This is a genomic window from Salinibacterium sp. UTAS2018, assembly GCF_004118935.1.
GTDB lineage: Bacteria > Actinomycetota > Actinomycetes > Actinomycetales > Microbacteriaceae > Rhodoglobus.
This window is the reverse complement of sequence record NZ_CP035375.1, coordinates 2077609-2091689: the sequence shown is the minus strand read 5'-3', so window position 1 is coordinate 2091689 and position 14081 is coordinate 2077609. Positions and strand designations below refer to the sequence as shown.

General features: G+C 63.5%; 17 protein-coding genes. 6 read left to right on the top strand and 11 right to left on the bottom strand.

Annotated elements, in window-relative coordinates; translation table 11 throughout:
* The first annotated feature begins 16 nt into the window (after positions 1–16).
* Entirely contained in the window at positions 17–424 is a 408-nt protein-coding gene (locus tag ESZ53_RS09990) for a DUF1304 domain-containing protein (protein ID WP_129072683.1), read from the top strand.
* A gap of 9 nt (positions 425–433) precedes the next feature.
* Here the strand turns inward: ESZ53_RS09990 and ESZ53_RS09985 are convergent, their stop codons facing one another.
* The 11 genes from ESZ53_RS09985 to hemE all read right to left on the bottom strand — a co-directional run bounded on the left by ESZ53_RS09985 (position 434) and on the right by hemE (position 10069).
* Positions 434–1186, bottom strand: coding sequence for a uroporphyrinogen-III synthase (locus ESZ53_RS09985; RefSeq protein ID WP_129072682.1), 753 nt, complete (start codon positions 1184–1186; stop codon positions 434–436).
* Positions 1187–1228: 42 nt separating this feature from the next.
* Positions 1229–1474 (bottom strand): DUF3618 domain-containing protein, encoded by a 246-nt coding sequence (locus ESZ53_RS09980; RefSeq protein WP_246837291.1) that lies wholly within the window; start codon positions 1472–1474, stop codon positions 1229–1231.
* Positions 1474–1902, bottom strand: coding sequence for a phage holin family protein (locus tag ESZ53_RS09975; protein ID WP_129072681.1), 429 nt, complete (start codon positions 1900–1902; stop codon positions 1474–1476). Before ESZ53_RS09975 ends, ESZ53_RS09980 begins: the two co-directional genes overlap by 1 nt.
* A gap of 8 nt (positions 1903–1910) precedes the next feature.
* Positions 1911–2294 (bottom strand): YtxH domain-containing protein, encoded by a 384-nt coding sequence (locus tag ESZ53_RS09970; protein ID WP_129072680.1) that lies wholly within the window; start codon positions 2292–2294, stop codon positions 1911–1913.
* Between the two features lie 176 nt (positions 2295–2470).
* Positions 2471–3877, bottom strand: coding sequence for a glutamate-1-semialdehyde 2,1-aminomutase (locus ESZ53_RS09965; protein ID WP_129072679.1), 1407 nt, complete (start codon positions 3875–3877; stop codon positions 2471–2473).
* Complete coding sequence (gene hemB / locus ESZ53_RS09960; protein ID WP_129072678.1) at positions 3874–4869, bottom strand: porphobilinogen synthase; 996 nt, start codon at positions 4867–4869, stop codon at positions 3874–3876. Before hemB ends, ESZ53_RS09965 begins: the two co-directional genes overlap by 4 nt.
* Positions 4866–5780, bottom strand: a complete 915-nt coding sequence (gene hemC / locus ESZ53_RS09955; protein WP_129072677.1) for a hydroxymethylbilane synthase — start codon at positions 5778–5780, stop codon at positions 4866–4868. Before hemC ends, hemB begins: the two co-directional genes overlap by 4 nt.
* Positions 5777–6946 (bottom strand): ferrochelatase, encoded by a 1170-nt coding sequence (locus ESZ53_RS09950; RefSeq protein ID WP_129072676.1) that lies wholly within the window; start codon positions 6944–6946, stop codon positions 5777–5779. Before ESZ53_RS09950 ends, hemC begins: the two co-directional genes overlap by 4 nt.
* A complete protein-coding gene (gene hemQ, locus ESZ53_RS09945; protein ID WP_129072675.1) occupies positions 6943–7623 on the bottom strand; it encodes a hydrogen peroxide-dependent heme synthase in 681 nt (226 codons plus the stop codon). Before hemQ ends, ESZ53_RS09950 begins: the two co-directional genes overlap by 4 nt.
* A gap of 57 nt (positions 7624–7680) precedes the next feature.
* Positions 7681–9006: an NAD(P)/FAD-dependent oxidoreductase gene (locus tag ESZ53_RS09940; protein WP_246837289.1), complete on the bottom strand. Its 1326-nt coding sequence runs from the start codon at positions 9004–9006 to the stop codon at positions 7681–7683.
* 4 nt (positions 9007–9010) lie between these two features.
* Positions 9011–10069, bottom strand: coding sequence for a uroporphyrinogen decarboxylase (hemE, locus tag ESZ53_RS09935; RefSeq protein WP_129072674.1), 1059 nt, complete (start codon positions 10067–10069; stop codon positions 9011–9013).
* A 17-nt stretch (positions 10070–10086) separates the two neighbouring features.
* Here hemE and ESZ53_RS09930 point away from each other — a divergent pair, with 17 nt between their 5' ends.
* The 5 genes from ESZ53_RS09930 to ESZ53_RS09910 all read left to right on the top strand — a co-directional run bounded on the left by ESZ53_RS09930 (position 10087) and on the right by ESZ53_RS09910 (position 14079).
* Positions 10087–11322: a glutamyl-tRNA reductase gene (locus ESZ53_RS09930; protein WP_129072673.1), complete on the top strand. Its 1236-nt coding sequence runs from the start codon at positions 10087–10089 to the stop codon at positions 11320–11322.
* A gap of 300 nt (positions 11323–11622) precedes the next feature.
* On the top strand, positions 11623–12186 hold the full coding sequence (locus tag ESZ53_RS09925; protein WP_129072672.1) for an ATP/GTP-binding protein: 564 nt from the start codon (positions 11623–11625) through the stop codon (positions 12184–12186).
* Positions 12186–12605, top strand: a complete 420-nt coding sequence (locus ESZ53_RS09920) for a roadblock/LC7 domain-containing protein (protein ID WP_129072671.1) — start codon at positions 12186–12188, stop codon at positions 12603–12605. The genes ESZ53_RS09925 and ESZ53_RS09920 overlap by 1 nt, the downstream gene beginning before the upstream one ends.
* A 52-nt stretch (positions 12606–12657) precedes the next feature.
* On the top strand, positions 12658–13017 hold the full coding sequence (locus ESZ53_RS09915; RefSeq protein ID WP_129072670.1) for a hypothetical protein: 360 nt from the start codon (positions 12658–12660) through the stop codon (positions 13015–13017).
* A gap of 66 nt (positions 13018–13083) precedes the next feature.
* Complete coding sequence (locus ESZ53_RS09910) at positions 13084–14079, top strand: DUF2510 domain-containing protein (protein WP_129072669.1); 996 nt, start codon at positions 13084–13086, stop codon at positions 14077–14079.
* Positions 14080–14081 lie beyond the last annotated feature (2 nt).

The following is a 14081-nucleotide window of genomic DNA, read 5'->3' as shown; positions in this document are numbered from 1 at the left end:
TGTCATGCTTTTGAACATGAACAGTGCCTTCGCCATTCTTGGATCAGCTTTTGTCTTTCTCGCCGCTCTCGTACATCTCATGATCTTCTTCATGGAGAGCGTGCTGTTCCACACGCCTCGCGTACAGCAGGTCTTTGGCGTGCGCCCCCAAGACGTGGATGCCGTGAAACCGTGGGCTTACAACCAGGGCTTCTACAACGTGTTCCTCGCGCTCGGCGCCGGAACCGGCCTCGTCCTCATGGGCACCGTCAGCATGTGGCCGGCAGGAATCGCTCTCGCAATGTTCGCGGCGCTCAGCATGCTTCTTGCAGCGGTGGTCTTGATTACTTCGCAGCCCCGACAGATGGCTCGTCCCGCCATTATCCAGGGCGTACCGCCGCTACTCGGAATCATCTTCCTCGTGCTGGCGCTCAACGTCGGATAGCACCACGCGCTAGCGGTCTAGGTACTCCGCAAGGGTGTCGACCAGTGATTGGCTGGAGCGATCTTCGGCGATGACGTGAACCGTGAGCCCGGCATCCCGAGCATCAAAAGCCGTACGCGGCCCGATGCAGGCCACAATCGTGGTTTCGGGCAGCGGTGCCAACTGTTCGGCGACCTGACGCGCGACAGACCCTGAGCTGACCAGAATCGCCGAGATGCGACCGGATGCGACGTCCTCGCGCACCTTGTCCGCGACTGGGATTCCGACCGTGCTGTAGGCCGAGACGCTGACGACCTCGTGCCCGAGAGCCCCGAGGCCTTCGAAAAGTGTGGTGTCAGCCAAATTGGACTGCGGCGCAAGCACGCGCAGCCCAGCAGTCGCATCCGGCCACTCCTTGACCAGACCGCGGCCAGAGTTATCAAATTCAGGAACAAAATCGACGCGGTGCCCTGCCAGAGTGAGCGCACTAGCGGTTGTCTCGCCGACAGCAGCAATCTTGGTGCTTTCAGGGATCTTCACGCCGCTGACAGTGAGCACATCCACCGTCGTAGCGCTCGTGACGGCGATCCAATCGAACTGCCCATCGTTGAGTTCATGGAACGCGTTAGCGAGCGCGGGAACGTTCTCCGAGGGTGCGAAATTGATCAGGGGTGCGATAACGGGAATTGCTGAGTGGTCTCTCAACAACGCTGCGACGCTGTCGCCCCAATTGCCTCCGCGTGGAACGAGCACGCGCAAACCATCGAGTGCTTTGCTTGCCATGTTCCTATACTCCCCCCGTTGGGGAGTAAGACGCTAATCGAGCTAGTCGTCGTCGCTAAGAATTGCCCACGCGATGACGGCAACAACTGAGACAGCCGCTGCTGCAGCGCCAACAATCCACGGAAGAGGATTGGTCTCGTAGGAGTCGCGAACGCGAGTGGTTACTTCGTCAACCCGCTTGCCGACGTTGAACTTGTCTTCGATAGCGTCGAGCGTGCTCTCAAGTTCGGCGCGAGCCTTCTCGATGTTGTCGCTGGCGTTTTCTTTCACGTTGATGCTGTCAGACATTATGACCTCCGCTTTCGGGTGCCTTTGATGGCACGAACGTCGCTCTTAATACTTTCGATTGTCTCGGTCGGAGCTGGCGGGGTGCCCTTTTTGACGAGCGTGATCCCCACGAACACAAGAATTGCCACGATGACGAGAAGAATGCCGGCCACCACTAGGGCGGCGGCCCAGGCGGGCATCACTTCAGCGAAGCCGAGAACCGCGGCAGCGATAAGAACCATGAGCGCAAAGAGCGCGAAGAACGCGGCTCCCGCAAATAGCCCGATGCCGATTCCGGCGTTCTTGAGCTTGCCGACCATCTCGCTTTTGAGCGATTCGATTTCACCACGAACGAGATCGCCCAGAAGGCGAGGAACGTCGGCGATAAGCGCAGCGAGCGAACGCTTAGGTTCGCGCTGCGGGTCTGACTTCGGTGTGTCACCGTTCATGGCAGCCCCTACTTCGAGTTAGTGGACTTCGTCGTTGATGTCGATGACGAAGACTTCTTGGTGGCAGGCTTCTTTTTTGCAGCGCTGCTCGAGGACGTCGACGACTTCGACGCAGTGGTGCTTGAAGCGTTGCTTGAAGCGTTGCTGCTGCTGTTCTTGCTGCTCGCAACCTGCTTAACGACCTTCTTGGCGCCGTCGGCGAGGAACTCCGCGACATCCGGGGCCTTGTCTTTCACAAAGTCTTCAGCGTTATGGCGCTGCTGCGTGATGCGGGGATCGTTCCACAGCTTGCCGGCCGTGGCCTTGATCTTCTCGTACTTCTCGCGACCTGCGCGGGTTCCGAGCACATAGCCGATGCCGAGTCCTACTACTAGGAGGATCTTGCCCTTCATGGCGAACTCCGTTTCTATTGGCGGTTGGTTATTCCAACATACTCGCGATAGCTGCACCCCGTGGTCAGGGTTTTCTGTTATCGCAGGTAGCTAGTTTGGAGCATATTCTCAGATAGGCATAGCCCAACCGCCCGAACTCACACAGAGTTTGCAGGCGTGTAACCTGCCGCGTTCGATTACTGCGGGGCAGATGCTGCGGCAGCAGCCTTCGCGGCAGCGGGCAGTGCCTCCACAATCTTCGAGACCACACCGTCGTCGTGGGCGGCCGAGACGAACCACGCCTCAAACACGCTTGGAGGCAACGACACCCCGGAGTCGAGCATGGAGTGGAAGAAGGGAGCGTAGCGGTAACCCTGCTGAGCCTTCACGTCCGCGAAGTTCAGCGGTTCGGTGCCGGAGAACACAAACGAGAACAGGTTGCCCGCGTGCTGCACGACGTGCTCAACACCCTCGGCGGAGAGGGCGGCCGACGTTTCGGTCGAGAGGGTTTCGGCAACCTGGTTGAGCCGCGAATACACGGCGTCGTCAGCGAGCCGCAGCGTAGCGAGGCCCGCAGCGACGGCGACGGGGTTTCCGCTGAGGGTGCCGGCTTGGTAGACGGGGCCGAGGGGGGCCAGCAATTCCATGATGCGAGCCGAACCGCCCAGGGCGGCCAACGGCATCCCGCCACCAATGACCTTGCCAAAGGTGAAGAGGTCGGGAACCCAGCGCGCCTCAGGGGCTTCGGGGTTCGCGGCCGCTGCGGCGCGAGCATCCAAGCCCCAGTAGCCAGCGGGGTCGACGCGGAAGCCCGTGAGAACTTCGTCGCTGATCGCGAGGGCGCCGTGCTCGTGGGCGATGCGCACGATGGCTTCGTTGAAGCCGGGCTGCGGGGCGAGAACACCCATGTTCGCGGCGGCGGCTTCGAAGATCACGCCGGCGATGTCGTGGCCGTGTTCGGCGAAGACCTGCTCGAGCGCTGCAATGTTGTTGTACTCAATGACGAGGGTCTGCGCGGCAGTCTCGGCGGTGACGCCAGCGGAGCCGGGCATGGACAGCGTTGCAAGGCCAGAGCCTGCTTCGGCGAGGAGCCCGTCGGAGTGGCCGTGGTAGTGCCCGGCGAACTTCACGAGCAAGCGACGGCCAGTGGCACCGCGAGCGAGGCGGATGGCCGTCATGGTCGCTTCGGTGCCGGTGGAAACGAGGCGCAAGCGTTCGATCGGGCTCACTCCCCCGACGCTAATGCGGGCCCGCACGAGTTCGGCGAGCTCGGTCTCGGCGGGAGTGGATGCTCCAAAGCCGAGGCCGCGCGACGCTGCCTGCTGAACGGCGTCGATCACTTCGGGATGAGCGTGGCCGAGGATGGCGGGGCCCCACGAGTTGACGAGGTCGATGTACGACCGGCCCTCAACATCCGTCACGTAAGAACCTGCGGCCTTCACGTAGAAGCGAGGCGTTCCACCGACGGAGCCGAAGGCGCGCACGGGCGAGTTCACTCCGCCCGGCAGCACGCCGCGAGCGCGGTCGAACGACTGCTGGTTGGTGACGGGGGCTGCGGGGGTGGTGCCGCTTGTGGTGACGCTGTTCGGGGTGCTGGTGCTCATCGGCGTAGCCATTCTGCAAGTTCGGTTGCGTAGTAGGTGAGTACCGCTTCGGCGCCGGCCCTCTGGATGCTGAGTACTGATTCTTCGATTGCGCGGCGGCGGTCGATCCAGCCGTTTGCGGCGGCGGCCTCGATCATCGCGTATTCGCCGGAGACTTGGTACGCCCACACGGGCACGCTGCTGATCGCGCTGGCGTCGGCCAGCACGTCGAGAAAGCTCATGGCCGGCTTGACCATCACGACGTCGGCGCCTTCATCGATATCGAGTTCGACTTCGCGGATGCCTTCGCGGCGGTTGGCCGGGTTCTGCTGGTACGCGCGACGGTCGCCCTCAAGCGAGGACTGCACGGCTTCGCGGAACGGTCCATAGAACGCGGAGGCGTACTTGGCGGCGTAACCGAGCAAGGGGGTGTCGGTGTAACCGGCGGTGTCGAGCGCGTCGCGCACTTCGGCAACCTGGCCGTCCATCATGCCGCTGAGGCCGAGCAGCTGAGAACCAGCTTCGGCTTGGGCAACGCCCATTTCGCGGTAGCGCTCAAGCGAGGCGTCGTTGTCGACGATGAGTTCGCTCGTACCGGTCACGGGGTGGATGCGCTCGCGCAGCACCCCGCAGTGCCCGTGGTCGGTGAATTCGTCGAGGCAGAGATCGGTTTGCACCACGAGGGCGTCCCCGGCCTCGGCGACAGCCGCGCGGGTGGCGACGTTGAGGATTCCGTTCGGGTCAATCGCGCCCGAGCCCTCGGCATCCTTGTGCTCCGGAACACCGAACAGCATGACGCCACCGACGCCCAGCTCGGCGGCTTCGGCAATCGCGCGGCGCATCGAGTCAAGCGAGTGCTGCTGCACGCCCGGCATCGAGCTAATCGGCACCGGTTCGCTCAGACCTTCGCGCACGAACATCGGCAAAATCAGCTGGTTGGGGTGAGTGCGGTTCTCGGCGACCAGACGACGCATCGCCGGGGTCGACCGCAAACGACGGGGGCGGATGATCACGCTCGAGCTCCGGTGAGATCCCCAGCACCCTGAGCCAGCAGTTCGTCGGCGACCCGCTGGGCAACCTCGCGCGCCGGGTCTTCGACATCGTTGACATACAGCGCGTGCGAGCTGGTGACGTAGCGGGAGCCGTCGAGGGCGTAGACCCGCGCATCTAAGAAGATGAGGCCGTCGTCGATCACGGCGTGGGCTCCGAGGGGAGCCGAGCATCCGGCGTCCAACATCGCGAGAACGTAGCGTTCGGCGTCGGTCTTGGTGCGGCTGGGCTTGTGGTCGAGCACCCTGACGAGCTTCTCGTCGCCGTCGCGAACTTCGATCGCGAGAGCACCCTGACCGGGAGCGGTGGGCCAACCCGAGATGCCGAGGTATTCGGTGATGGCAGCAGCACGACCGGCACGATCGAGGCCAGCAGCGGCAAGGATGACGGCATCCAACTCACCGTTCGTCACCTTGTCGAGACGCGAGTCGATGTTGCCGCGAATGTCAACGACCTCAAGGTCGGGGCGCCGCGAACGCAACTGTGCTTGACGACGCGGCGAACCGGTGCCGACACGGGCACCAGCCGGAAGGGTCTCAAGAGTGAGTTCGTCGCGGGCGCACAGCACGTCGCGTTCGTCGACGCGCTTGGGCACGGCAGCAATCGTGAGGCCGGGCACGTTGGCGGTCGGTAGATCTTTCAAGGAGTGAACGACGACATCGCACTCACCGGCGAGCAGCGCTTCGCGAAGGGCGTTCGCGAAAACGCCCTGGCCGCCAATGGTCGACAGTGACTCGGTCGAGCGGTCGCCCTGAGTGGAGATCGGGATGATCTCCGTCTCAACACCGGTCTTGCTTTCGAGCTGGCGCGCCACCGTGGTGGTCTGCGCCATGGCGAGCGTGCTGCCTCTAGTGCCAATACGAATAACGGTCACGGTGCTACCCCCGCGGCTGCGCGCTTAAAGCCGAGCCGCACATTCTCACAGCACCCGGGACGACACACGTCGTACCAGGGGCCGAGCTTAGTCAGTGCGGGGCGATCTGCCGCCGGCACTCCATCCCGGCGCTCCAACACGAGGTCGACGAGACCCGTGACGAATGCCGGATGCACGCCAGGCGTCGGAACGCGGACGGCAAACATGTTGTGGCCTCCCGCGGTTTCAAGCGCCTCCGTATCGAGATCCCACTTCACTTCCATGTGGTCGGAGATGAAGCCGACCGGAACAATGACGACCGCTTCGATGCCATCGGCGGCGAGCGCATCAATCGCATCGTTGATGTCGGGCTCAAGCCACGGCATCGAGGGCGGGCCGCTGCGCGACTGGTACACGAGGCTGTGCGCGGGCAGCGGGGCGTCAGGCGAATCGCTCGCCTGCGCTGCCATCACAACTTCAGCGACCGCGAGGTGCTGCGCTGCGTACGCGCCACCCTCACCAAAGCCACGGAAATCGGGGCCACTCTTGGCAGCATCCGTGGAGGGAATCGAGTGAGTAGCAAAGAGCACGTGCGTCTTCTCGGGAGCAATGCCCTGAGCGGCCACCTTCGCGAGGCCCTCGCGCACACCGTCGATGAACGGCTGCACAAAACCGGGGTGGTCGAAGAACTGGCGCACCTTGTCGATCTGGATCGTGCCTTCGAGACCGGTCTGCTCGAGCGCGATTGCGTAGTCTTCGCGGTACTGGCGGCAGCTCGAGTACGAGCTGTACGCGCTCGTGCCCACGGCGATGAGCTTCTTAAACCCTCGCTCGTTCGCTTCGGTGAGCGCGTCGCTCAAGTAGGGGTTCCAGTTACGGTTTCCCCAAATGACCGGCAGGTCGATGCCTCGGCGAGCAAGCTCCGCTTCGAGGGCGGCCTTGAGTTCGCGGTTCTGGTCGTTGATGGGGCTCACGCCACCGAAGGCGCGGTAGTGGTGCGCAACCTCTTCGAGGCGCTCTTCGGGGATGCCGCGGCCGCGTGTGACATTGCGCAAGAACGGGATGACGTCGTCTTGACCCTCGGGCCCGCCAAAGCTGGCGAGCAGAATGGCGTCGTAGGCCACCGCTTCTTCAACGTGTTCGGGGCCGGATGCTGCGGCATCCGTTGCTCCCAGAATGCGAGTCACGACAGCACCTCGGCAATCTCGTCGAGCGTGATGCGGCGGCCCGTGTAGAACGGCACCTCTTCGCGCACGTGCATGCGGGCATCCGTCTGGCGAAGGTGACGCATGAGATCAACGAGATCAACGAGTTCGGGGGCTTCGAGCGCGAGCATCCACTCGTAGTCGCCGAGTGCAAAGCTCGCGACGGTGTTGGCGAGCACCTGCGGCATCTCGGAGCCCTTCATACCGTGGTCGCGGAGCATCGTGCTGCGCTCGTCGTCGGGCAGCAGGTACCACTCGTAGCTACGCACGAAGGGGTAAATGGTGAGCCAGGCTTCGGGCTCCTTGCCGCGCATGAACGCGGGCATGTGACTCTTGGAGAACTCGGCGTCGCGGTGCACTCCCATGGCGTTCCAGGTGGGGAGCAACGAGACGAGCGGCTCGCTGCGGCGCAGTTCACGCAGGGCCCACTGGATGTCTTCGGGGTTGTTGCCGTGCAGCCAGACCATGAGGTCGGCGTCGGCCCGCAATCCCGACACATCGTAGAAGCCACGAACGGTGACTCCGCGGGCTTCAACGGCCGCAACGGCCGGAGCCAGATCGCCCGCACCGGCAGGGTGGTGCGGGTCGCGACGGAACACCGCCCACAGGGTGTAGCCCAAAACTTCGGTGGTCTTCTCGACGTCGGTCATGTCTTCCATTCTCTCCCCTGCCTTCTGGGCAAATGGGGAGAATACCTGTGAGTTAGGTGAACCTAACTAGTTTACCTCGTTGGCGGGCGTGGTCGGCCCGTCGCCGGTGGCCTCAGCAGCTACCGCACTGCCGTCGCTCACCGCCTCTGAGTCAGCGAGCGCCAGCAGTCGGTCGACCGCAGCGTTGGCGTGCGTGACGATGCCGGTTAGCCCGGTGCCGCCGACGGTTTCACCGACAACGACCACGCCATCCGTGCGTTCAGCGGGGGCCAGCGGTGCGGGGCGAGTCCATTCACGGCGAGCAAAGTCGACGACTGCCGAAGCAGGAAGCGAGACGCCCAAAAGCACTTCGGCATCGCGGCGAGCAACCTCGGCAAGATCACCGGCCGGCACTTCGTTATACGAGAGGCGCACCACATGGCGACCCTCCGCCTGTTCTTTCAGCCACTGCCACTTCGCCGTCGCGTGCGTGAGCGCGCGAGCGGAAACCTTCGTGCAGCCGGGCGCAACGAGCACTCCCGAACCGCGCGGTTCAGCATCCAGAGCCGGTGCATCCAGCACGAGAGTCGCGAGTGTGACGGTACGGCCGCGAACCGGAGCGAGGATGCCGGGGGCTGCCACGATCACCGTGCCGTCGAGGTCGGCGAGCGCCTCAGCACTCTCGATGCGGCGCTCGAATTCGACGATGACGCCGTAGGTCGTGAGGTCGGCCGCCAGCTCGGTGACGAGCCGATTAATGCCACCCCGGATGCCCTGAACCGCTGTTCCGGCCGGCATCGCGTGGCGCATCGAGCGCACCGCTGCCGCCAGCGAACCGTGCAGCGCGAGGCGTTCGGTGAGGGTCGCGACGCGGTCGAGCGGCAAGTCATTGGGGTGCAGCGAGTACACGCCGTGCACGACGGGAGCAACAAGCTTCTCCACGACTGCCTTGCCCATGCGCCGACGCACGAGAGCGCCGAGCGAAATATCGGTGCGCTTGCCAAACCACGGAATCAGCGAATCGAGTTGCGCGCGAAACGCGCCGCCGAGACCGATCACCGCGATGGTGTCTTTGTCGAGCGGCGTAGCCGGGATGCCGAGAATGCCAGTGGCGGGCAACGGCAGGGCTGCGCCATCCACGGGCTGCAGCCACGCACCCTCGTCGCCCGGAGAAACGATGTCGTCGCCGAGCCCCAGCTCGCGAGCGAGGTCGGCCACAGTATTGCCGCGGGTAGCGAAGCTCTCGGCTCCGGCATCCAGATTGAGGCCACCGACGAGGTGGGATGCCACGGTGCCACCGAGATGATCGTTTGCCTCAATGAGGCGCACGGTTCGACCCGCCATCGCGAGCCTGCGCGCAGCGACGAGCCCGGCAATGCCGCCGCCGACGACGGTGAATTCTGTCGTACTCACGGCACTAGCCTTCCTGGTGAACGAGCTCCACGATTTTGGTGAGCACATCCGGGTCGGTCTCGGGGCCAACACCGTGACCCAGGTTGACGACGTGAGCGGGAGCAACGCGGCCGCGGTTCATGACGTCGCGCACGTGAGCTTCGAGAACATGCCACGGCGCACCGAGCAGGGCGGGGTCGATATTGCCTTGAAGTGGCACACCACCACCGAGGCGACGGTCGGCCTCATCGAGCGGGATGCGCCAGTCAACACCCATCACGTCGGCGCCGATGGAGTGCATGGCCTGCAGCACTTCGCCGCTGCCGACACCGAAGTGAACCTTCGGAACGTCGTAGCCGCGCAAGTGCGAAAGAACGCGCTTGGAGTGCGGGGCAACCCGGCGCACGTACTGCTGTTCCGAGAGCGAACCGACCCAGGAGTCGAAGAGCTGCACGGCAGAAGCGCCGGCCTCGACCTGAGCGATCAAGAACTCGCCCGCAACATCCGCACACCAGTTGAGGAGGTTCGCCCACGTTTGCGGGTCGGAGTACATGAGCGTGCGGGCACGCTGCTGGTCCTTGCTCGGGCCGCCCTCGACCATGTACGAGGCGAGAGTGAAGGGGGCTCCAGCGAAACCAATGAGCGGCGTCGTACCCAACTGAGCAACGGTTTGCGCGACAGCCTCGCGGATGGGCGCAAACGCCGCAGGGTCGATGGGATGCAGCTTGGCGACATCCGCCGCCGTGCGAATCGGGTTCGCGAACACGGGGCCACGGCCGGGAACGATCTCGACCTCGACGCCGGCCAGCTTGGCGGGGATAACAATGTCACTAAAGAAGATGGCGGCGTCGACGTTGTGGCGACGCACGGGCTGCATTGTGATTTCACTGGCGAGGTCGGGCGTGAGGCACGCTTCGAGCATCTCGTTACCTTCGCGCAGCTTGCGGTACTCGGGAAGCGAGCGGCCGGCCTGGCGCATGAACCAGACGGGAGTGGTTTCTGGGCGGTCACCCCGATAGGCCCGGATGATAGGCGAGTTAGCTGTGCGGCCGTCGAGAAGGGGATGGTCAATATTCAGGGTCACGGGGTTAACATTAGGTCGTGCTCCTGTGTCTTAGCTCGAATCATCGCAACGCGAGCTTAGACGTACTCGAAAGTCTGTCTGAGGTCGCCCCGGCGGCCACCGTCGACCTCGTTTCGCACAACGACTTTGTTGCCGGTGCCGTTCTTGTCGCCACCTGCAATCGCTTCGAGGCCTACCTCGATGTTGAAGAACCTCTCACCGCTGGCTCAGCCATTACGGTCTGCTCGCTGCTCGAATCCCTGAGCGAACGCACTGGCCTCAGCATCGAGACTCTGCATTCGTCGATCGCTGTTCATGAGGGGGCGGATGCCGCAGCTCACCTCTTCGCGGTGACCTCGGGTCTTGAGTCCGTCGTGATCGGCGAAGCCGAAATCTCGGGCCAGGTCAGCCGCGCTCTCGACCAAGCGCGCAAAAACGGCACCACCACTCGCGACCTCGAGCGCCTCTTTCAGCGCGCAACGCACACGAGCCGCGGCATCAAGAACAACACCGCTATCGGTGGAGCTGGTAAGTCTCTCGTCCGTCTCGCGCTCGAACTCGCCTCTAGCCGCGTCGCCGACTGGTCAACCGCGAGCGTTCTCGTCGTGGGCACCGGCCGTTACGCCGTGACAACCGTCAACGCCCTGCGCAACAAGGGTGCTCTCGATCTGCGCGTCTTCTCCCCCTCGGGCCGCGACGCTGCCTTCGCCCTCAAGCACGGCCTCACCCCCAGCGAAGACTTCGACGTTGACGTCATCGTCACCTGCACCGCGAGCGCCGTGCTCGGCACCGAACGTTTCTCTGCCGCCAGCAAATGCCTCGTGCTCGACCTCGGCCTCCCCCGCAACGTTGACCCCGCCGTGGGCCAGCTCGACGGCGTTGACCTGCTCGACCTCGAAACCATCAGCCTGCACGCCCCGCTCGAAGAACTGAACGCACATGCGGATGCTCGCGACCTGGTTCGCACGGCCGCCCACGAATTCGCTGCCGAAAGCCAAGCGGAGCCCGCTATCGTTGCTCTTCGCAAGCACCACTTCGCCCTCCTCGAGGCGGAAATCGCTCGCGCCACCGCCCGCGGAGCCGGCGACGAAACCATCTCCGCGCTGCGTCACCTCGGCGGCGTCCTGCTCCACGGCCCGTCCGTGCGTGCTCGCGAGTTTGCGGCTGATGGTCGCGTCGCAGAGTTCGATGCTGCGCTCTCCGCTCTCTACAACATCCCGGTAGAGCGGTCCGCAAAGTCGGCGCAGGCCAACGCCCGCCCGCACTCGGCCTAACTGCCTCACTGCCTCACTGCCTCACTGCCTCACTGCCTCACTGTTATAACCTGAGAAATCGCCCCACAACCGGCGGCTTTTGCGAGCAAAACTTACACCCATTTACGGGGAAAGACAGAACGTTCTGGCCCTGTTTCCCGCGAGTGTTTCGCTCGCGCCCCCCGACTGGGGACTCGCGATTTTTTGCACGCCGCCAGATTCTGTTAATACCGCACGCGACAACCGATCGCGTGAGAGCCCCTTCTTCACCCATCGTTGGGTGGATCGGCTCCGAATGACTTACTGACCCGAGAGAGAACTATGTCTGAGCACGTCGTACTATTTGCTGGGCCCATGGGCTCGGGCAAGACGACGGCTATCCGCAGCCTGAGCGAGATCGATGTGGTGTCGACCGAGGCCGCTAACACCGATCGTGCGACTGCCGACAAAGAGACCACGACCGTGGCGCTCGACTACGGCGAAATTACGATTGACGATGTCACCAAGGTGCGCCTGTACGGCGTCCCCGGCCAGAAGCGCTTCGATTTCATGTGGACGATCTTGGCTGGCCGCGCTCGGGGCCTTTTGCTCTTGATCAACAACGATGCACCCAACTCCGTCAATCTACTCATCGAGTACCTCAGCGACTTCCGCGAGCTTCACGAACGAGGCGCCGTCATTGTTGGTGTCACGAAAACGGATGTCGCATCCAGTCCCACCGTCGCTGACTACTCAGCCGCCCTCACCGCCGCTGTTCCCGAACAGCTCATTCCGGTATTCACCGTTGACCCCCGCAATGCTGAAGAGATGCGCACGCTGCTCTTGAGCCTCGTTGCCAGCGTCGAGATGCGTGAACTCCTTACCCCCGCACCCGAAAAGATCTGATGAACCAGCCATTCGCACCCGCTGCCGCCGTTCCTTCGCACCTGAACCCGGTGCACATCGACGCCGGCAACCGCACGCTCGCCGAAATGCAAGACCTCGCGAGCTCCCTGACCTTCGCCGCCCTGCTTACGGATGACGGATTCGAGATCGTGCACCTCAATGGCGGCAACGCTGACGGCGGGCGCTTCGCCAGCATGTCCAGCTCGGTGCAGGCCCTCAGCGACGCTGTCGCCCACGAACTGAAAATCGGCACGAACGAATACGTGATCATCGCGTCTGAAGCCGGCCACGTCATCCAGCTGCGCGTTCAGGGACACCCCATCGTGCTCGCCGCACTGTTCGACACTCACGAAACTTTGGGCAAAGGCCTCTCGATCGCTCGCATCGCCGCGCGACGCATGGCCGAGCTCATTGCGTAACCACGCACCGCTAGAAGTAACACCAAACCCGACACCATAAACGGAGAACACAATGTCAAACATCACGGAAACCCTCGCAAGCCTTCTTGAGACCGACGGCGCCATGGCAGCAGCTGTTGTCGACAGCGGATCGGGCATGCTCCTCGGCAGCGCCGGAAGCGGCATCGACCTCGACGCAGCAGCAGCCGGCAACACCGAGGTAGTGCGCGCCAAGCTCAAGACCATGAAGGCACTGGGCCTCAACGACTCGATCGATGACATCCTCATCACGCTGTCGAGCCAGTACCACATCATCCGCCCGCTCTCCTCGAACCCCGAGGTCTTCATCTACTTCGTGCTCGACAAGGCAAAGTCGAACCTCGCGCTTGCACGCATCAACGTCAAGTCCGCAGACACGAGCTTGAGCCTCTAAATAACTTCACCTGTGGCGGTCACCTGGTGACCGCCACAGTGGGTTAATTGCCCAGAAAGACGCACGATGACCGACGGCATTGAGGTTCCTGCAGGGTGGTATCGCGACCCTTTGGGCGGCGCGCACCTGCGTTGGTGGGACGCTAATTCGTGGACCGAGCACACCGCTCAACTCGACAGTTCGCCTCAGCCGCCGAATGCCACGACCACGTCAGGGACACGTCCCGACGCTGCGACTACAGCGGCACACGAACCTGAAGTCATGATCATTCACCCGACTTCGAGCAAACGCAGCACCCGCGACACCCGTCACGCTGAGGCGTCGCCCGTAACACGCAGTGCCACGAACGCGGCGGCATCGGATGACGCAACCACCGTTATCGAAGAACCGACCCGTGCCAGCATCAAGGCCGCCGCGGCTGCCGCAGCAAACGCCACCCGTCAGTCACAGTTCTCCGACATCGCGCTCACGTCCGACACGTGGAACAAGCTCAACCGTGCCATTACCGACGCGGTCAACTCCCCGACTGCACCGCTCGTGGAGCTTCGATTCTCCGATGCCCCGACGCTCGTCATCGACGCGCGCGGCTGCGCCTACTGGTGGGCTGAATCTCTCGACCACCTTGCCACGTCGACCGCCGACGGCGATGTCGAAACCGTGGCTCGTCCGCTCGGCATCACCCAGAACGAGGCGGGTCGTGACTGGGAGCCTCTCGTGTGGCTCATTGGCACTCATGCCGAGCCCGAGTCTTTCGACCCTCTGAGCCTCTCTGGCGCACGCTTCAAGCTGCGCCGCTGGCCCAACCTCACCACTCTGAGCCACACCACCGAGCAAATGGGCATGACCGCCATGCTGGGCGCCGCTTTCTTGACGGTCACCGAACTCGCATCGCTTGCGAAGGTCGACGTCGACGACGCCCGCCGCCTCATCTCCACGTTCGAGTTGATGGGACTGCTCACGCACACGATCGACACGATCTCGGATCACGCACGCCAGCCCCTGACGCCTTCAGCCTCGAAAGAGGGCATCTTCTCTCGCTTGAAGGCGCGCTTCAGCCGCTAATA